15 protein-coding genes are annotated in these 17790 nt (G+C 55.2%); 7 read left to right on the forward strand and 8 right to left on the reverse strand.

The genetic code is table 11. The features are described from left to right. Window positions 1-86 precede the first annotated feature (86 nt). Window positions 87-1529 carry an aldehyde dehydrogenase family protein gene (locus tag FHS27_RS13080; RefSeq protein WP_184305369.1) on the forward strand — a complete coding sequence of 481 codons (1443 nt, stop codon included), beginning with the start codon at window positions 87-89 and terminating at the stop codon, window positions 1527-1529. Window positions 1530-1628: 99 nt separating this feature from the next. Here FHS27_RS13080 and FHS27_RS13085 read toward each other — a convergent pair whose 3' ends face one another. Next, window positions 1629-2972 carry a replication-associated recombination protein A gene (locus tag FHS27_RS13085; protein WP_184305370.1) on the reverse strand — a complete coding sequence of 448 codons (1344 nt, stop codon included), beginning with the start codon at window positions 2970-2972 and terminating at the stop codon, window positions 1629-1631. A 38-nt stretch (window positions 2973-3010) separates the two neighbouring features. Here FHS27_RS13085 and FHS27_RS13090 point away from each other — a divergent pair, with 38 nt between their 5' ends. Continuing rightward, window positions 3011-3517, forward strand: coding sequence for a DUF1499 domain-containing protein (locus FHS27_RS13090; protein ID WP_221225067.1), 507 nt, complete (start codon window positions 3011-3013; stop codon window positions 3515-3517). A 168-nt stretch (window positions 3518-3685) separates the two neighbouring features. Here the strand turns inward: FHS27_RS13090 and FHS27_RS13095 are convergent, their stop codons facing one another. The 3 genes from FHS27_RS13095 to hpt form a co-directional block, all read right to left on the reverse strand. Beyond that, window positions 3686-4792, reverse strand: a complete 1107-nt coding sequence (locus tag FHS27_RS13095) for a glycosyltransferase family 4 protein (RefSeq protein WP_184305372.1) — start codon at window positions 4790-4792, stop codon at window positions 3686-3688. Between the two features lie 64 nt (window positions 4793-4856). Then, window positions 4857-6146 (reverse strand): glycosyltransferase, encoded by a 1290-nt coding sequence (locus FHS27_RS13100; protein WP_246419717.1) that lies wholly within the window; start codon window positions 6144-6146, stop codon window positions 4857-4859. Next, entirely contained in the window at window positions 6143-6682 is a 540-nt protein-coding gene (gene hpt / locus FHS27_RS13105) for a hypoxanthine phosphoribosyltransferase (protein ID WP_184305373.1), read from the reverse strand. Before hpt ends, FHS27_RS13100 begins: the two co-directional genes overlap by 4 nt. Window positions 6683-6864: 182 nt before the next feature. On the opposite strand from hpt, the gene FHS27_RS13110 reads away from it, so the two are divergent. Beyond that, window positions 6865-7218 (forward strand): hypothetical protein, encoded by a 354-nt coding sequence (locus FHS27_RS13110; protein WP_184305374.1) that lies wholly within the window; start codon window positions 6865-6867, stop codon window positions 7216-7218. Window positions 7219-7305: 87 nt separating this feature from the next. Here FHS27_RS13110 and FHS27_RS13115 read toward each other — a convergent pair whose 3' ends face one another. The 3 genes from FHS27_RS13115 to FHS27_RS13125 form a co-directional block, all read right to left on the reverse strand. Further along, a complete protein-coding gene (locus FHS27_RS13115; protein WP_246419719.1) occupies window positions 7306-7941 on the reverse strand; it encodes a DUF3299 domain-containing protein in 636 nt (211 codons plus the stop codon). Window positions 7942-7959: 18 nt separating this feature from the next. Beyond that, complete coding sequence (locus tag FHS27_RS13120) at window positions 7960-8637, reverse strand: DUF4190 domain-containing protein (RefSeq protein ID WP_184305375.1); 678 nt, start codon at window positions 8635-8637, stop codon at window positions 7960-7962. Between the two features lie 95 nt (window positions 8638-8732). After that, entirely contained in the window at window positions 8733-9764 is a 1032-nt protein-coding gene (locus FHS27_RS13125; protein WP_184305376.1) for a hypothetical protein, read from the reverse strand. 654 nt (window positions 9765-10418) lie between these two features. Here FHS27_RS13125 and FHS27_RS13130 point away from each other — a divergent pair. The 4 genes from FHS27_RS13130 (at window position 10419) to FHS27_RS13145 (ending at window position 17146) form a co-directional block, all read left to right on the forward strand. Next, the gene (locus FHS27_RS13130; RefSeq protein ID WP_184305377.1) at window positions 10419-11273 is read left to right on the forward strand and encodes a ThuA domain-containing protein; all 855 of its coding nucleotides are present in this window, start codon (window positions 10419-10421) and stop codon (window positions 11271-11273) included. Between the two features lie 336 nt (window positions 11274-11609). Continuing rightward, complete coding sequence (locus FHS27_RS13135; protein WP_184305378.1) at window positions 11610-12359, forward strand: sulfite exporter TauE/SafE family protein; 750 nt, start codon at window positions 11610-11612, stop codon at window positions 12357-12359. A 39-nt stretch (window positions 12360-12398) separates the two neighbouring features. After that, entirely contained in the window at window positions 12399-15884 is a 3486-nt protein-coding gene (locus FHS27_RS13140; protein ID WP_246419721.1) for a DEAD/DEAH box helicase, read from the forward strand. Between the two features lie 206 nt (window positions 15885-16090). After that, window positions 16091-17146 carry an AI-2E family transporter gene (locus tag FHS27_RS13145; RefSeq protein ID WP_184305380.1) on the forward strand — a complete coding sequence of 352 codons (1056 nt, stop codon included), beginning with the start codon at window positions 16091-16093 and terminating at the stop codon, window positions 17144-17146. 110 nt (window positions 17147-17256) lie between these two features. On the opposite strand, the gene FHS27_RS13150 is transcribed toward FHS27_RS13145, so the two are convergent. Then, complete coding sequence (locus tag FHS27_RS13150; RefSeq protein ID WP_009105121.1) at window positions 17257-17736, reverse strand: dihydrofolate reductase; 480 nt, start codon at window positions 17734-17736, stop codon at window positions 17257-17259. Between the last annotated feature and the right edge of the window lie 54 nt (window positions 17737-17790).

Here is a 17790-nt window from a genome sequence, read left to right on the forward strand (position 1 = left end):
TGCCCGCTGAAGGAGTCTGTCGCCTGTTGTTTCTTGACCGTTATTCACCTCTCCCACCCCACCTGCTACCCGCCAACACTCTGCCCATGATTACCCTCCACCCGCTTCGCTGGGGCAAACAGTACGAATCACTCGAATTCAATGATGTCGTCCATTTTGACACCGGTGCGCCGATCGCGCGTGTTGGGACCGTCGGCGGTGGAATCGTCACGCGTGACCTTCAGAAGGCACACCTTGCCCGAGAGGCGCTGCTGAAGGTTCCGACTGACGAACTGATTGCGATGGGAAAGAAGGCCGCAGAATTGTTTGAGCACGGCACATTGAGTGTCGGTGACTCGCAACAGAGTGTGGATGATTTTGTTCATCAACAATCCGCTAGCACCGGATTGCCCGAGCACATGTGTCGTTCCAACATGGCGAAGAACAGCTTCGTGCTCAGCCGAATGGATGAGATTTTGCAGTGTCTAACCCGTGGTCTCGACCTGTCAATTTTATCGAAAGGCTATGGCGACGAGGGGCGCGGTGTGACGGTCAGTTACCAAGCTCAGACACCGATCTTGGGAGCGATTCTGCCGAACAATTCTCCGGGCGTGCATACACTGTGGTTGCCCGCCGTTGCGTTGCAAATCGGATTGGCGTTGAAACCTGGTTCGCAAGAACCTTGGACTCCTTACCGAATGGTCTCGGCGTTCATGGAAGCCGGGGTTCCTGCGGCGGCGTTTGGTCTTTATCCCGGAGGCCACGATGCCGGCGGAGCGATCATGACGAAGGCTCCTCGGAGCATGATCTTCGGTAGTGCTCAAACTGTCGCTCAGCATTCAGGGAACCCACGGGTCCAAGCACACGGACCAGGGTTTTCTAAAATCCTTCTGGGCGACGATATCGTAGATGATTGGGAAATGTACCTCGACGTCATGGTCGAGAGTGTGTTGAGCAATTCGGGACGTAGTTGCATCAATTGTTCCGGGATTTGGGCGAGTCGGCACACGCGAGAAATCGCAGCAGCGATCGCTGAGAAGATCGGTCCGGTCAACGTATTGCCGCCGGCAGACCCCAACGCCCAATTGGCGGCGTTTACAGTTCCCGCTATGGCAACGGGAACCTGGTCGATGGTCGAACAAGACCTCGCCGAAAATGGTGTGACGGACATGACGGCTGAGTACGGTGAGAAACTGATCGAGCGAGATCATTGTGCCTACTTGCGTCCGATGGTTGTGCATGCCGATTCGCCCGATCGAGCAGTCACAGCAAAAGAATACATGTTCCCATTCGTGAGCGTCGTTGAATGTCCGCAGGACCAAATGCTACGTCGTATCGGGCCGACGCTCGTGGGCACCGTGATCACCGCGGATGAGCCCTTCATTACCGGTGCGAGTCGCAGCGTGGATATCGATCGCCTGAACATCGGCCCGCTTCCGACCAACCGATTGAATTGGTTGCAACCGCACGAAGGCAATATCATCGACTTCCTGTTCCGCAATCGAGCCTATCAAATCGCTCCCATGCCGACCGCGGCATCGACAGTTTGATAGTAGCGGAATTCGTCCTCTGAATATGTTCATAGCCCCTGTATCGCTTAGCCACAGTGGTGCCGGGGGCGAGAGCATTGAAACGCATTGACGAGCCAGTTATTGCGTTTCCTCTGGAGCGTCTTTTGATTGCGAAGGTCTAAGGCGTTTGCGGATTGAATTGAGGCGGTCACGCATGATCGCTTCGTGTCCACGATCCACCGGATGGTAGTACTCGCGGTCGACTCCCAGGTAATCCACGTCCGCGATTCCGTCTGGCTCGTTGTGGGCGTAGACGTAACCCTCACCGTGACCGAGTTTTTCCGCGCCCGGGTAGTGAGAGTCGCGAAGCATTTTGGGGACAGGGACAATTTGTTTGTCGCGGACGTCGCGTCGAGCCGAGCCGATTGCGGTCGTCGCTGCGTTGCTTTTGGGTGCTAATGCCAAATACGCGACCGTTTGGCTGAGCGTCAGTTGTGCTTCGGGGAGTCCGATCATTTCGCACGCCTGCATCGCCGCTACCGCGAGCGACAGGGCATGTGGATCGGCATTGCCGACATCCTCACTCGCCAAAATGACGAGGCGACGACAAAGAAAACGAATGTCTTCGCCGCCCTCGAGCATTCTTGCGAGCCAGTAGATTGCCGCGTCAGCATCACTGCCGCGAATGCTTTTAATCAAGGCACTCGATAAATCGTAATGGTCATCGCCGGTAGCGTCGTACCCGCCGACGCGGTTGGTCAGCGACTCCATGGCGACGTCGCGGTCGACTCGTTTCGTGTTGCCGCTCACACTCTCGACTGCAACTTCGATCGCCGCGAGAGCACGCCTCGCATCACCATCGGTCGCAATGGATAGGAATTCGATCGCATCGTCCGTGACTTCAACCTGACGACTGCCGAGTCCGTGTTCGGAGTCCTCGATCGCTCGGCGCAGTAACGCAGTCATCGAATCGGCGGGCAGCGGTTCGAGTGTGAATAGTTGGCTGCGGCTAATGAGTGCGCCGTTGACGGCGAAGTGTGGATTGCTGGTCGTGGCACCGATGAGTGAAATCACGCCTGCCTCGACATCGGCTAACAACGCATCCTGTTGAGACTTATTGAAGCGATGGATTTCGTCGATAAACAAGATCGGCCGTCGCTCGCCCGCAGCAACCGCATCGGTGGCGGTTCGCAAGACCTCACGCACGTCTTTGACGCCGCTGTTGATCGCATTGAGCGACATGATTTTCGAGCCGGTTTCAGACGCGATTAGCTGCGCCAGCGTTGTCTTGCCGCTGCCGGGTGGGCCGTGCAGGATGATCGATCCGATCCGACCGCTGGTAATCAGTCGCCGCAGTAGTTTACCGGCGCCTAGGATATGATGTTGGCCGACGAACTCTTCGAGAGTTCGCGGCCTCATGCGAGCGGCCAGCGGTTGGGCGGTAAATAAGTGATCGGCTTCTTGTTCTGCGAACAAATCCATTGAGTTCACCGGTGTTAACGAGTCAGCAAAGGAAAAAAATGTTGGGTTATGTTGCGATTGGCGTTGGGGCGGCGATGGCCGGGCGTCTGTTTTGGATGGTCGACGATTGGGGGCGTGATTGGACCACCAATCATGCACGGTTGTCGATGACGAATAGCGATCCGGCGTTGCAACCGATTGAGGTCGATGCCTCCTCCGCCGCCGTTGAAGACATGATTCGCAAATGGGTCGATCATCAGTCAGGTTGGGCGGTGATGTCCCAAACTGAAAACGAGCAGCACGAATCCAAGCAGGACGAACGAGCGGATTCGGAGCCCAGTATGCGACGGATGCATCTGACCCGCACCACCCCCGTTTTTCGATTCGTCGACGATATTCATTTGGAGCTGACTCCGATCACAAGCGACTCGCCGGATTCGCCTCGGACCCGAATTGATGCGGAAAGCCGGTCTCGGGTAGGCAAGGGTGATCTCGGCCAGAATCCTAGGAATTTGAAGGCTCTTCGAGCAGGCATCATAGAGCAAACAAAGAAGTCTGTTGAATGAAGGTGAGCGTTCGATAGCGAATCGTCGAGCACGCCTCAGAAAACAATTCGCCGTCCGCTTATCCGCTATCAGCGGCGTTCTCGATAACGCGACGATAGGTTACGGACGTGGCTGGATTTTCGCGACGAGAAAACGAACGTTGCCTACAGCGACCTTCATTCGGCGACGCTATTTATTGATGAGCAATTGTCGGTACAGGGCAATGTGTTGGTCTACCATCGCCCTCACGGTGAAATTGGTTTGGATGTTCGATTTTGCAGTGGCCCCAATGCGAGATGCCAAGACGGGATCGTTTAGCAACGTGTTGGTTGTTTCAACGAGTTTCGCTTCATCTCCCAACTCAAATAGAAATCCTGTTTCACCATCGATGACTAAGTCACGGTTGCCAGGGATATTTGACGCGACGACCGGAACGCATGCGAGCATTGCTTCGATAACCGCATTGCTCTGGCCTTCGTATTCACTTGCGATCCAAAATGCGTCGGCGTGTGGGAGTAATTGTTGGACGTCGTTTCGAGCGCCCGCAAACCGAACGTGAGCGGTTCGCGATACCGCATCGCGATGTCGTAGCATTTCGTCGCGTTGAGGACCGTCACCAATGATCACCAGTGTGGTGTCTTGGCGAAGCGTGCCGATCAACTCGCCAGCCCAGATCAAATCACGAATGCGTTTTTGCGGCCACAGACGTCCAACAGCCAAAATCAGTTTGCGATCGGATGCGACCTCCAACCGTTTCAACGCTGTCTCTCTGTCGATTTCCGGTTGTTCATGCGTGAGGGGTTCAACTCCATTGGGAATGATTTTGAATTTATGTTCGCCAATTCCGTGTGAGGCGTAGAATTCGCGAACCCCATCACTGTTCGTCGTAATCGCATCGCTAATTTTTTCGAGACGACGATCGATCAAGAAATGCCAGCCTCGTTTCCATGGGTCCACACATCGTTCGCTGGCGACGATCGCGGGGACGTTAGCCCATTTAGCAGCAACGCGACCGAAACTATTGGCAGCGAATAGCCATGTATGAACCACATCGGGTTGCCAGCTTTTTATCCACTTCGTCAGACGCCACAACGCGGTCGGGTCGAGTTTGAATCTCTTTCCGATGAGGACGACTTCAACTCCTTCTCGGCGGAGCGTTTCGCTGCGTGGCCCGTCGCGGGTCAATAAAACGACACGGACATTGTGTCCTGCTCGCTGCAGTCCGATGGCTAGTAGGACGACCTGCTTTTCAGCGCCGCCGCGGTCCAATGTCGGGATCACCAACGCAATTTTCATCGGTCGGTCGGAGACAATTGTAGGGTCGTTGGGAGACACAGAGTCGGGCAAAACGGATACGCCGTTATGAGGTAGGAAGAGTCGGTTTTTCGGATGAGAAAGCGGCGGCCCATCGGTTGAGTTCCTCGGTGATGCTCAGTCGACGCGATGCATCCATTGCGACTTCCCATGCGAGGTCAACGGCGGTGGGAAGATCGTCCCAAACGGTCCGAAAAGTTTTCCGAAACGCAGATGGTTTGTTCGACGTAAACCAGGCAAAAGAGTCCGCAACGTCGCTTGAGAACTTATCGTCGATCCACGCGCGTATGCAGGCGTGATCCGCAATGACTGTTGGCAGAGCGTGGCTGATTGCCATCGGTAGAGTGTATCGCAACTGGTCTTCGTCGGTGACCACCACGCCATCGACCGAATTCCAGATATCCGTCATGTCGGGAAAGGTGCCTGGAATAGCCACGACGCTCCGGACACCTTCCGCTCTGAGTTCGGTATGGACCCAGTCGTGGAGTTCTCCGTCGCCGAGCATCCAGATCTTGAGGTTGGGATACCTAGCGCAGATGATTCTCGCGCTGGCGACGAGCAACTTGACGCCCTCCGCCGTGTTGGCACGACCGGTCATGTGACCGCACCATAACAGTACCTGATCCTCTTTTTCGGTTTTCAGGTCCGTATTGATCAGTTCGAGTGATCGACGGGATTCAATACGCTGGTTGAGCGTGACACGTGTTGGGCGTGCAAAGCCTTTCGCGATACGCTGGATCCGATCAGGGACGACACCGTTTGAGACTAAGAAACGATCCGCGTTCGGGTGCCGTGTGAAAATCTGATCCAATTCTGTGATCGCTTGGAGGCAACGTTTTCCGCCACGAGCTTGCCGGCACCATACCTCATCACTATCGCCGCCCCATCCGTCGCAAATCAGACCGCCGCGTGTTGGCTGTTTTTGATCGGGACGATTGTCACCCCGTGATTGCGCAATAGCCGTGGCGACACTGCGAACGTCATCATTGATTCCGTCGCATAGGATCCAATCAAAACGTTTCGCTTGCTCGGTCAGCCAGTTACCGAGATGGCGTACGTACCGCTGCATCGACCACTCGCCTTTAGGGGCCGCGGCAATGCGGTGGACATGGATCGTGTCGTATAAGAGTTCATGTGACCAATGGGCACCGTAGCGTGGCGTGACCACTTCGACGTGTGTTCCCATGGCTGACCATGCGTTGGATAGTTCTAGCGATGCCGCGGCCCGGGCGTGTTGGCCGGCACCGTGAGGCCAGTACCGTCGAGTCACCCACAAAACGGACGGAGCGGAGTTCGAAGTTCGCGTCGGTGATGTTGCTGTGAGTGAGGAGCTCATCCGAATTCGGTCGCCGTCGCCGCGATTTCATCGGGTTCGAGCACCGCGATGTAGGGAAGGTTGCGGTACATGTCGAGATAGTCCAAACCATAACCGACAACGAACTCATCTGGGATTTCAAAAGCAACGAAATCGGGCCGAACGCTGTGTTGATCGTCTCGGGTTTTGCGAAGCAGTACCGCCGTGGCAACACTCGCGGCTCCGAACGTTTGAAGCTCGTCACGCAATTTAGCGATCGTTGCCCCGGTGTCAAAAATATCGTCGACGAGTAGCACGTCACGGTTCTTTACGTCGATCAACATTTTTGCGTCGATCACCAGCTCGCCCGGACGGGTTCCACCGCGATAGCTCGACGCCTGGATCACACCGACCCGTTGGGGCATCGAAAGCCGTCGAATAAGGTCGGCGAAGAGAACCACCGATCCGGTCAACACGGCCACCACAGTGATGGGGCGGCCTTGATAATGGCGGTCGATTTCGCCGGCTAATTGCGAGACGCCTTCGTCCAGCTGGGATTCGGTAATCAGAGTTCGCACGTGATACGGGCTCGGTGTCGAGTGAGTTTGGCTAGATTAGGTCGAGATTGATGACTGAGGTGGCGTTGCGGCGAATCCCGATAAGGCCGATGGGCAGAGGTTTCGGTTGCCGATGAATTCCGGCAGCCGGTTTTTCGCCGGCGGCAATATTTTGCCGCATTCTATCGAGGTCGAACAGACGCATGACACCGTCGCAAAAACTCGCTCGGGCCCGAAACTGTGTTTATGACTTCTGCCGTGACCAGTTTCCTGATGAGGAGACTCAGCTACGTGATAGCATCTTCATCAATGACGGCTTTTATCGAGGTCGACGGTTTCGCAGCGACAAAATATCGGCGATCTGGTTCGCAGAAGAAGATCAGCTCAAAATTCACTCACTCGACGGAGCCTGTTTGGCGAGTTGGGACGAAGCGGAATTAGCTCTGCGGGCTGAGGAAACGGGGCCAAGTACCCTGCCAATGCCAACGCGGGCGACCGATCACGACCAATCGCAGCCTACCGAGTCCGACTCGGAAGCGGTTCGCCGAGCGGCCTAGCCGAAGTCGGCGGTGTTGCCCCTCATGCGGAGGGGTGGGCTCATGCGGTGCGTGCTGGGGCGAGGATCGGGCGGCGCGAGTTCTCGTCTATCGCACCTGAACACCTTCGATTCGGAAGATCGCGAAGTGGCTGGCGCCGTTGGGCCCAACGCCTGGTGGATACTTATATTTATTCGGATCGAAGACAAATTTTCCTTCGACGGTCACCGGTCGGGTCACAAAGTCGGTGGTTTTGCCCGGGACCATTTCGACCATAACGCAATCGAACAACGCGGCGCCAGGCCCAAAGCAGCACTCCAAGTTGTCACGAACGAGCACGAATTGGTCGATGTCGGTTTCTTTGAACAGAGTGGCCGGCAGGATATAGCCGCTGAGTTTCACTTTTCGGCCGTTGAGGAACCGCAGCGTCTCGGTCAGTTTTTCGGGATCGAACGCTTCATCCTTTTCGATGTCAAATTTGAGATCGTCGAACGAAATCTCGCCTTTCTCCAGATCCGCCTGGCTGCTCTTTCGCACTTCGACCTTGGTTCGGCCAGCGGCCTCGCCACGCATGATGGCTCGCCGTTGTTCGATGATCGACTGGGCTGTCGGTTTGGGATCATCGGCATCGCAGGTCGAGATGCCAGCGGACGCGAACACCACGAGGACCGCCAAATTGCACACGAGAAGCGTCAATCGCGAGGGGATCATGCTCGACACGGCACACGGGGGCTTCTTTGCCATCACATCTTCCTGAGTGGACTATTTGAACTGGTCGACCCGCATTTTATAAAACAATACGTTGTCGAAGTCAGATTTCTTCTGCGGCATTCGGTTGACCTTGAACGTTCCGGCCAATTTCCGTTTCATCACATTCGCACGGACAGTATTTCCCGGTGGCAAGTTAACCTCAATCATATCACTGCTCCGCGGTTGACCGCCGAAACAGCACGTTCCCAAGTCAGGGACAAGGATGAACTGACGAAGCATCCCGCTGCCACTGCTGGGATGGATGTACCCTTTCAAAAAGACGGGTTTGCCGTCAATCGCAAGCGCCGTTTCGGTCGGTTGGTCTTGGCCCTGGGTATCGGCTTGCAATTTATAGAATTGCACGCGTTCGTATCCCTCGGGAACCTCCGTCAGATAGATGTACGTATGCTGGCCCACGCCTCCGATGAACAGGATCGAACACGCGATCAGGCCGAACATGGCCAACCCCTTGCCACTGAACTCCTCCGGATAGCGTTTGATCCCACGCAGTCCGAATGCGGCGAAAACCATGCCCGGTACGGCCAGAATCAGCATCGGGGCGAACGTTGGTACAATCCCGACCAGAGCGACCAGGAAAAAGACGAGCGACCAAATCGCACCGCGACTGATTGCCCGATAAGGAAAATCGACGGTTTCGGGGGTCGAAAACGGTTGGACTTCGTCAGACATGGCTTCAGCGAACGACAGGAAGTGGGAAGCAGGAGGGTGAAATGCGTACAGAATTTCAGAGTTTAGGCTCTACGCGTCCACTGCCCACTCGGTTCTTACCAGAACTTCCACCACGGCGAGGCGACGGGATCCGGCAATTTCAGCCGCTCGCACCAATGCTGAACTTCTGCTGCGGGTAGTTCCTCTTCCAAAACGACCGCGGGCGGTCTCGCCATTAGAAACGGACCGAAAAAACCGGCTCCCCATCCGCGAGACGCCATTATTGGCGGCCACAGCAACAGAACCTGCTGACCGTCGACGGTGGGAATGGAGTCGGGACTTGCCTCTCCCCACACGGAAGTCCCCAGGTCAGCCGAGGGATGAGTGCCGATTCCATAGTGAAACCATGCATCGTCGTAGCATTCTGCCGCTCTCTGGCCCTTCGCGACGGCGATCAATTCTTCCGATGGGCGTTGAGACCCGGGCAACTTCACGCCTGCAATCGCATCCTGCAGTAGCGTGAACAAGTGAAAGCAGTTCGAGAGGTTTTCGTATTTCATTCGGAATCCGCGACGCTGTTCGACATGGATGACCAACAAAGTCCCACTGCGTTTGCGGATCAACTCCAATACCCACATCGGTCCAGCCGAGATGTGTTCGACTCGTTCTAGCTCGCTGATGATTCGTGGATCGTTGGCGATCTGATCGTGCAATGCTCCTGAACGCGAAACGTGAGCGACCAAGCCTTGGCCGAGCAATTCCATGCCCGCAACCGTATCGGGATCGACCGCCGGGCCGTCGCACTCCTCGTCTTCATTTTCGTTTGCCTCTTCGTCGGCGTCGATTGTTTCAACGGTCGCTGCCCATTTCATGAGAGTGTCGAGCACGGGGCGACCGGTCGTGTCAGGATTGGCCCCACCCTCGACTCCCGCCCCGAGCCAAACCGCGAGCAGACCGGCACCGGATGCGGATTCGACTTCGCAGAGTCGTTCAGCAATGATTGGTTGAGAGTCGGCTGCTCGAGGATGTTCGGCAATCGCGTTGAACGCGTCACGTAAGTCATCGCTGCACTCGTATCCGCATTGCATGTTGGATGCATTGATGACGTCTTCGATGAGTTGATCAAGTGGTTGGAGGGAATGACTCATCAGGTGCTCCGGCGTGATGGACGTTGATACCCGAAACGTCTCAACGTGATCGAGGAATGTTGCCAACAAGGTGCGGTGCGGCCACTTCGCCACAGCCGGCGGCTATGTTAGCCGACTGCTTCGTCCCTCACACGTTTGTTAATGCTTCGATACATTGGGAGTTCACTCCCTCGACCGTTCAAAACCGCTGTTGTGTTTGACGTTATCGTAGCCATTAGAATGATTCGATGATTCATGGGAGGCAGGGGCTTCGCCGGATCAATAATTGGTTGCGTATTCAGTCCTGTTGAGTAATGCCTAAACAGGATCAGAAAGCATGTCAGCAATAGGCGCGCCGGGGGAATGTTTGCGACGGCTTGCGATTCTTCACTCGACGGAGGTCGACCGACCAGCTTTATGAACACGGTTGTTCTCGGTAAAAAAGGTGTGCACAAACCACAAATTAAACGTGAGCCATCAACACCCATTGCAAGATTAAACAGGATTTCATTCATCAGCGAGAGAGCCTAAAGGATGCTGGCGTGACCTTCGATTGGATCGGTATCCAGGGCGTCCATTTGACAGACGGGTGGGTTTGCTCGGTGAGGAAATGGAGTCGTTACAATACCGGACACATTTTTCGACAACGCGTTCCTCACTCCCTCGTAGCGATTCATGTTTTTTCTTAATTGTCAGTTTGGTCATCAAACGCGTGTTCGAACGCTAATTGCGTTTGGTGTTGCTGCGTTCGGTCCGCTGATGGCATTGATGCTGTTTCTCCTTGCGATTTCATTGCAGTCCGATGTGGCGGCGAGCCCGCAGGATGACCGACGACCGACGGTTGCGATAATGATTGGCGAACCGGAATACAAAACAAGTGAGACGTTGCCGCGATTCGCGGATCAATTTTTGCGAGATGATTACCGTGTTGTGTTCGTGATGGAGGACTCGATGGCGGAAAATCGCTTTCCTGGCATTGACCAAATCACGGATGCCGACGTGTTGGTGATCAGCGTGCGTCGCAAGACGTTGCCGAAAGAGCAACTCGATGTGGTGCGGCAGTACGTTGAGGCCGGCAAACCGGTTATCGGAATCCGCACGGCGAACCACGCATTTTGTTTACGCAATCAGGATGCACCCCAAGGATGTGATCAATGGCCTGAGTTCGATGCCGAAGTCTTTGGTGGCAACTACACCGGGCATCATGCCCGAGACCTTCCATCAACTGTTCGCGTGGCCGAATCTGCGAAAACGCATCCGATCGTCGCCGGAGTTTCGGATGAGGAATTAGTCCAAATCGGGTCGCTCTATAAAACCGCTCCAGTGGCCGAGGCTGCGAACGTGTTGTTGAACGGTGAGCTTCGCGGGAATGACGGCAAGTCGGGTTCCGTCGAACCGGTGGCATGGACGTTCGAGCGATCTGATGGCGGACGCTCGTTCTACACATCGCTCGGGCATCCAGCGGAGTTTGCGAATCCGGTGTGTCAGAAACTGCTGCGGGCAGCGATCGACTGGGCGGTCTCTCCATAGCTGCGAGTGAAACTCTCGGTACTTGGTGCGTTGGCGTGGCGGATGCTGCTTGGTTCCTGATGCGGATGTCCGGAGTCTCGTTTTGTTTCACCGACTCGCAAACTCCCCTTTGGGCTGTCGCACCGGTTGGGTCGTGGGAGGTTGTGTGGTGGGCGTCTTGATCAGTCGGTTGTGTCCTCGCGGTTTTGCGATCATAACGGGGGCGCGTGCCGCGTCTTGCCTTGTCTCGTGTCGGTCGGGTGAGAGCCGCACGTCCGCAGAGTCGTTGAAACGAAACCGACGTCAGCTCGGCGGAGTTCTCAATGGTTCCGCTTCGGTTTCGCAACGGATGTTTGCATGTTGACAGCTATCACGCCAAATGAGTGGGCGTGTTTGATTATCGGTGCGATGGGGATCGGGGTCTCGAAATCGGGATTCCCCGGAATCAGCATGTTGCACGTCGTGTTGTATGCGTTCGTTTTCGGGGCACTCGAGTCGACGGGCGTGTTGTTGCCGATGCTGGTCGTGGGGGACATTTGTGCGATCCATTTCTTCGGACGCGAGGCGGATTGGCCGCACGTGCGTCGGTTGTTGCCACCGACGATCGTTGGGATTTTGATCGGTTGGGTGATGATGGACCAACTCGACGCGGGGCAGTTCAAGGTGATCGTCGGTGGCATTATTCTCACGCTGACGTGTGTGCAACTGGTCCGTACCTATCGCCCGAATTGGTTTGATGCGGTGCCTCACCAAACTTGGTTTGCGGTGGTGTTGGGTTTGCTCGCGGGGGTGACGACGATGCTCGCAAACGCGGCCGGCCCCGTGGTTGCGTTGTATTTGTTGGCGGTGGCACTCCCGAAGTGGGAATTAATCGGAACGAGCGCGTGGTTATTCTTGGTGCTCAATGTGCTGAAGCTGCCATTAAGTTTCCAGTTGGGGTTGATCACCGCACCCACGTTATTGGTGGGGGCTGTTATGGCGCCGGCGATACCGCTCGGGATGCTGGCCGGTCGTTGGCTGGTTGGTCGAGTTCCGCAAAAGTGGTTTAATTTGATCTTGCTCGGATTTACTGCGATCGCCGCGATTCGTTTGATCGGTTGGATTTGAGCTTTTGTTCACCGTTGTTCATTCGCAGGGATGTTTCCAATGAATCGTCGCAGGAAAAACGAGTACGGCCGGCAAATGGAAGCGATGTTTTCGAAGCTCAAGCCGATGTTAGATTTGGACTTCGGTGACGATGACGATGTTGAAGATGACTTGTCGCCGGCGGGATGTTGCCTGGAATACTTTGATGACCTTCTCTACGGTGCCCCTGATGAGTTGGTGGATGATGTACGGCGGTTTCGTTTTGAAAACGTCTTGATTTATCAAAACGGTGAGTTCCATGCGACGTGTCGCGACGGCGGCCATGTCTATCCGGTCCTCGCCCGAGCGTTTCCTTTTTCTCCGCCAGCAGCGTGTGGATGCCCTGTTTCGCAGGGGGAGGCGGCCTGCGTCCATGCGGTAAAGTTCGTCGAGTATCTGACGCAAGAGTTGAGCGAAATCGATTCGCCGTTACGACGCCGCGTCAATACGGAAGACTTTGTGTCGGGCACGCCAAAAATGGAGACGATTGAAATCGATCCTGTTCAGCAGATGTTCCATGATCTTGATGCGGAGTTGGAACAGACAGCGGAATCGGATGTCGTTTCGCTAGTCGATCACGATACTGTCACTCGCCGATTGGCAAAATCTCAGAGCCGATTGGCATGGCGTGTGGAGTTCGGCCAATACGGTATCGAGGTTTATCCGGTTGGTCAGCAACCGAAGAAACGCGGCAGCGGATATACGAAAGGGCGACGCATCAAACTGGCAACGGCTCTGCGTGATCAAGACCTGACGCGGACGTCGCAAGACCGGCGTGTGATCGGATGCATCGAATATCAAGAGAGCTACTACAGCTATCGCGACGAGATGGTGCTCAACGTGTTCCCTGCCATACGGGCGTTAATAGGAGCACCGAACGTCTATATCGATAAAGATCAGGTGGTCGTTAGACGGGATGACTTCGAGTTCGAAGTTGTGCAAATCAACGATCATTATCACGTCATCGTTCTGCTCACATCGGACGATGAATTGAGTAGACAATATTTGCGTGAGCAATCAATTGAGGCGTTGCGAAGGCGTGAGGAAGACGGCGAGATCGACCGCACCGTCGCCCTTCTCACCAACGGTGAAGACACGCTCATCCGAGTTAGTTTGACTCAGCGTCTCGTCTCAATCTTCGATTTTGATCCGTCGGATGAACGATTGATCATGATGTTGTTGAAGTTCCCAGGTGTTCCCGTCGAGCAAGGCGGCGAACTTTTTAAACGGCTTAAGCGGATTCAGACACGATTGACGATCCGGTTGCCTGAATCATCGTTAGGGCCCATTGTCGATGTGTCGTCAAAGCCGGTGGTGTTAATGCGGAGCAATTCCGACGGATCGCTCGACATGGTGTTGCGGGTCCGCGACGCGGCGGGACGGATTCTTATTCCCGGAGCTTCGCCGGCGATTGCAACCGGTGAGCAGGACGGCCAACCGGTTCAGTTTCGTCGCAACATCTCGCAGGAAATCGACCAAGCGGAACGATTGGCGACGGCGCTGCGTTTCGATGCAACGGAACCCGATGACGCCCTCGCGATGGAACGATACGCGGCACATATCACGGATTTTGGTGAGATATTAAGCCTGATCGACCGGTTGCAATCGTGGACGACGTCCGAAGGATCGCGGTCCGGTTTCGATCACACTTTCGATGGTTTGCCGGCCCCCGAGGTGTTGTGGGATCGTAACAGCGAAAAGCCGGTATCCGTGTTGGGTAGCATTTCGACCGGCAACGTAAAGGTGGAAATCAATCGCAAGCGGGATTGGTTTGGGATCAGCGGTCAATGCGACGTCGGGGGAAAGCAACTTGATCTCAACGACCTATTGCAGAATCTCTCCAGTGAAGATCCTGGTAATCTGCACGGCGACTTCATCAAACTCAAAGACGGTCAGTGGGCACGCATTGGCGAAAAGCTCCGCCGGCGATTGAGCCGATTGCGGGATGCAACTCATGCTGATCGCAAGACGATGAAACTCGATGCGACTGCGGCCCCAGCGATACGTGATTTCCTTGGTGAAGGTGAAATCGAATTCAAGGCGGTCAAGGCTTGGAATCAATGTCTCGAACGGCTCGCTCGATCCGAGTCGCTCGATCCGGAATTGCCCAAGGGACTCGATGCGAACCTGCGTGACTACCAGGTCGAAGGTTATCGGTGGCTCAGGAGGTTGGCTGAATGGGGTGTCGGCGGCGTTTTGGCGGACGACATGGGGCTCGGGAAAACTCTGCAAACGCTCGCCGTTTTGTTGGACCGAAAAGACGAGGGCCCGACACTGGTGATCGCACCCACGAGCGTCGCGTTCAACTGGGTAAGAGAAGCCGAGCGGTTCACGCCCGGATTGTCGGTGCATCTGTATCGAGAAACCGATCGAACCGAATTCCTAAAAACGGTCGGTGCCGGTGACCTCGTCGTGTGCAGCTATGGTTTGGCACTTCGAGATAGCGAGGCGCTCGCGGGCGTCGAGTGGGGGTCGCTGGTCCTAGATGAAGCTCAAGCGATTAAGAATAGCCGCAGCAAAACATCCAAAGCGATTGGGACGATTCCCGCGAAATGGACGATCGCACTGACGGGCACGCCGGTGGAGAATCACCTCGGTGAATTATGGAGCCTCTTTCACGTTGTCTCGCCGGGAGTGTTCGGGGGATGGGAGCAATTCCGCAAACGGTTCGCGATGCCGATCGAAAAAGAAAACAACGAAGCGGCGCGAGCAGGGCTCGCCGAGCGGCTTAAGCCGTTCGTGTTGCGACGCAAGAAATCGGAAGTCCTCAAGGATTTGCCGCCACGTACGGATATGAATCTGTATGTGGATTTATCAAAAGGCCAGCGGGAGGAGTACGAACGCGTGCGGCTCGAAGCGATCGGGGAAGTCGACCAAATCGAATCGCTCACCAAGACTCAGGATCAACGATTTCGGATCTTGGCTTTGTTGACGCGTCTGCGACAAATCAGTTGTCACGCGAAGTTAGTCAATGCATCGTACGAGGGAGAGGCAGCGAAACTAGTTCAGTTGCGAGAAACGTTATCGAATTTGAAGGAAGAAGGTCATCGTGCGTTGATCTTTAGTCAGTTCACTGAACACCTCGCGTTGATCCGCAATGAACTCGACGAGTCAGGTTTCACGTATGAGTATCTCGACGGTTCTACACCGGCGAAGGCACGTCAAGATCGTGTCGACGCGTTTCAAAATGGGAGCGCCGATGCGTTTCTGATTTCACTCAAAGCGGGCGGAACCGGGTTGAATCTCACGGCGGCTGACTACGTCATTCACATGGACCCGTGGTGGAATCCGGCGGTGGAGGATCAGGCGACCGATCGTGCTCACCGGATCGGCCAAGACAAACCGGTGATGGTGTATCGGATCATTGCACGCGGCACGATCGAGGAAGAAATCTTGGCCCTGCATGAAACCAAACGCGATTTGGTCGCCGGCGTCATGGAAGGCACCGCGGCGGCCGCGAAACTCAACAACGACGAGTTAATCGCAATGTTGCGGAAGAGTTATTGATCGCGCCGATGACGGATCGGTTGCACGCAAAATGCACCGTTTCGTCAAAGGAGCGTGTCGGTATCACCAGTCGTGAGAGTTCGGCTTTTGTGACAAGTGTGTTTTGGTATGTCAGTTGCTCAGTGCAAGCATGAACGAACCGATCGTGGCGCCACGTCCGCCACGTCAATCATGTTGCTTCGCTCTGCCATTTACCGGAACCCGCCATGTTCGAGAAGACGACGAACGTCCGATCGCTTGTTTTTGCCACGTTATTGTTTGCGTTAATTCTCGCTGCCGCGGGCGTTTTGATGCAAACGGTAAACGTGATGCTGTTGATTTTGGCTGGTTTGTTGTTTGGCGTTTTTGTGAATGGGGTTTCGGGTTGGCTCGAGAAGCATTCTCCATTGCCCTACACGGCTAGTTATCTGATCGTCGTGTTTACGATGCTGATTGTCGGTGGGCTCGGGGTCTATTACCTGGGATCGCAAACGGTTCAGCGTGCTGGGCAGTTGGGATCCGAGTTGCAATCGGCAGTCGAGAAAGCGACGGATCAATTGAAAGAGATCGGGATCACCGAGAAGTCGCTCAAGGATTCGTTCGAGCCTCAAAAGATGATCTCCGATCAAGGTAAGTCTGCCTTGATGGGACTGCTCAGTGGAATGCGATCCATCGGTGGCGCCATCACGGCCGCGTTTGTGATCTTGTTCGTTGGGTTGTACGCCGCCTATGAACCGAGTCTTTATCGAACAGGAATCTTGAAACTCGTGCCGATGCCAAAACGGGATCGTGCTGCGGAAGTGTTAGCTCAGCTCAACGATGCTTTGTCCGGCTGGATTGTCGGTCGTTTGATGTCGATGACGCTCGTGGGAGTGTTGACATCGATCGGGCTTGGTGTGTTGGGTGTTCCTTTGCCAGTAACACTAGGCGTGCTTGCGGCGTTGTTGACGTTCATTCCCAACTTTGGCCCGCTCCTGGCCGCGTTGCCGCAAATGATGTTGGCGTTGAACGTGGGATCCGACACAGTGATTTACGTCGTGGTATTCAACTTGGCACTTCAAGGAATCGAGAGCTACTTGATCACGCCGATGATTCAGCGACACGAGGTCACGTTGCCGCCCATTTTGACCATTGCCGCTCAGTTGTTGATGGGACTCGTTGTGGGTGTCGTGGGGATCATGATGGCGGCCCCACTGGTCGTCGTGATCATGGTGCTGGTTCAAATGCTGTATGTCGAAGACCGGCTGGGTGATCCTAACCCGGGCGACTTAACGACATCGTAGACCCGCTCAATTCACGATGAGCCGGCATGAATGTTTGTTGCCATGCGATGGATGGCGACGTGCCCGCAAAATGAACGGTTCCGTGATGGTGACACCGGCACCTCATTGCATCAGTGTTTCCGGCGCATCCGCAGCCAGTCTGTCGGATAGTCGTCTTTGGCAGTCATCGGAACACTGGTTTGAGAAACCGTTTCAAACTCGCGGAGCGGCAAATCGACTTTGGTGTCGCCGGGGACTTTTGCCCACACGCGAGTCCACCAAAGTTGTTCGCAATGGGGCATCCATTGGCGGTAGATTTCTCCGCCGCCGACCACAAAGATGTCTTCCAGTTCGGCAGCGGCGAAGATCTCGTCTTCGTTCTGGACCGTCTTGACTCCTTCGACGTGCCAGTCGTGGTTCCGCGTCAGGACCCAGGTTTTTCTTCCGGGCAACGGGCGACCGATCGAGTCAAAGGTCTTGCGACCCATGAGCAACGTTCCACCCATGGTGAGTTTTTTGAACCGGCGAAGGTCCGACGACAATCGCCAGGGCATGGTTTGGTCGAGGCCGATGACTCCATCAGGGGTGGAGGCGACGATTGCAATTAACATGCGACCGGTTTCTTCGATTAAAGGCTGCGGAGATTAAGTTCGCGGGTCCGGTAG

It is taken from the genome of Aporhodopirellula rubra, assembly GCF_014192335.1.
Classification (GTDB): domain Bacteria; phylum Planctomycetota; class Planctomycetia; order Pirellulales; family Pirellulaceae; genus Rhodopirellula; species Rhodopirellula rubra.

Excerpts from the sequence above, each read along its gene's own strand:
- FHS27_RS13095 (WP_184305372.1), bottom strand. The coding sequence starts at position 4,792 with ATGAAAATTGCGTTGGTGATCCCGACATTGGACCGCGGCGGCGCTGAA.
- FHS27_RS13145 (WP_184305380.1), top strand. The coding sequence starts at position 16,091 with ATGTTCGAGAAGACGACGAACGTCCGATCGCTTGTTTTTGCCACGTTA.
- FHS27_RS13080 (WP_184305369.1), top strand. The coding sequence starts at position 87 with ATGATTACCCTCCACCCGCTTCGCTGGGGCAAACAGTACGAATCACTC.
- FHS27_RS13110 (WP_184305374.1), top strand. The coding sequence starts at position 6,865 with ATGACACCGTCGCAAAAACTCGCTCGGGCCCGAAACTGTGTTTATGAC.
- FHS27_RS13150 (WP_009105121.1), bottom strand. The coding sequence starts at position 17,736 with ATGTTAATTGCAATCGTCGCCTCCACCCCTGATGGAGTCATCGGCCTC.
- FHS27_RS13085 (WP_184305370.1), bottom strand. The coding sequence starts at position 2,972 with ATGGATTTGTTCGCAGAACAAGAAGCCGATCACTTATTTACCGCCCAA.
- FHS27_RS13100 (WP_246419717.1), bottom strand. The coding sequence starts at position 6,146 with ATGAGCTCCTCACTCACAGCAACATCACCGACGCGAACTTCGAACTCC.
- FHS27_RS13115 (WP_246419719.1), bottom strand. The coding sequence starts at position 7,941 with ATGGCAAAGAAGCCCCCGTGTGCCGTGTCGAGCATGATCCCCTCGCGA.
- FHS27_RS13140 (WP_246419721.1), top strand. The coding sequence starts at position 12,399 with ATGAATCGTCGCAGGAAAAACGAGTACGGCCGGCAAATGGAAGCGATG.
- FHS27_RS13135 (WP_184305378.1), top strand. The coding sequence starts at position 11,610 with ATGTTGACAGCTATCACGCCAAATGAGTGGGCGTGTTTGATTATCGGT.
- FHS27_RS13120 (WP_184305375.1), bottom strand. The coding sequence starts at position 8,637 with ATGTCTGACGAAGTCCAACCGTTTTCGACCCCCGAAACCGTCGATTTT.
- FHS27_RS13090 (WP_221225067.1), top strand. The coding sequence starts at position 3,011 with ATGTTGGGTTATGTTGCGATTGGCGTTGGGGCGGCGATGGCCGGGCGT.
- FHS27_RS13125 (WP_184305376.1), bottom strand. The coding sequence starts at position 9,764 with ATGAGTCATTCCCTCCAACCACTTGATCAACTCATCGAAGACGTCATC.
- FHS27_RS13130 (WP_184305377.1), top strand. The coding sequence starts at position 10,419 with ATGTTTTTTCTTAATTGTCAGTTTGGTCATCAAACGCGTGTTCGAACG.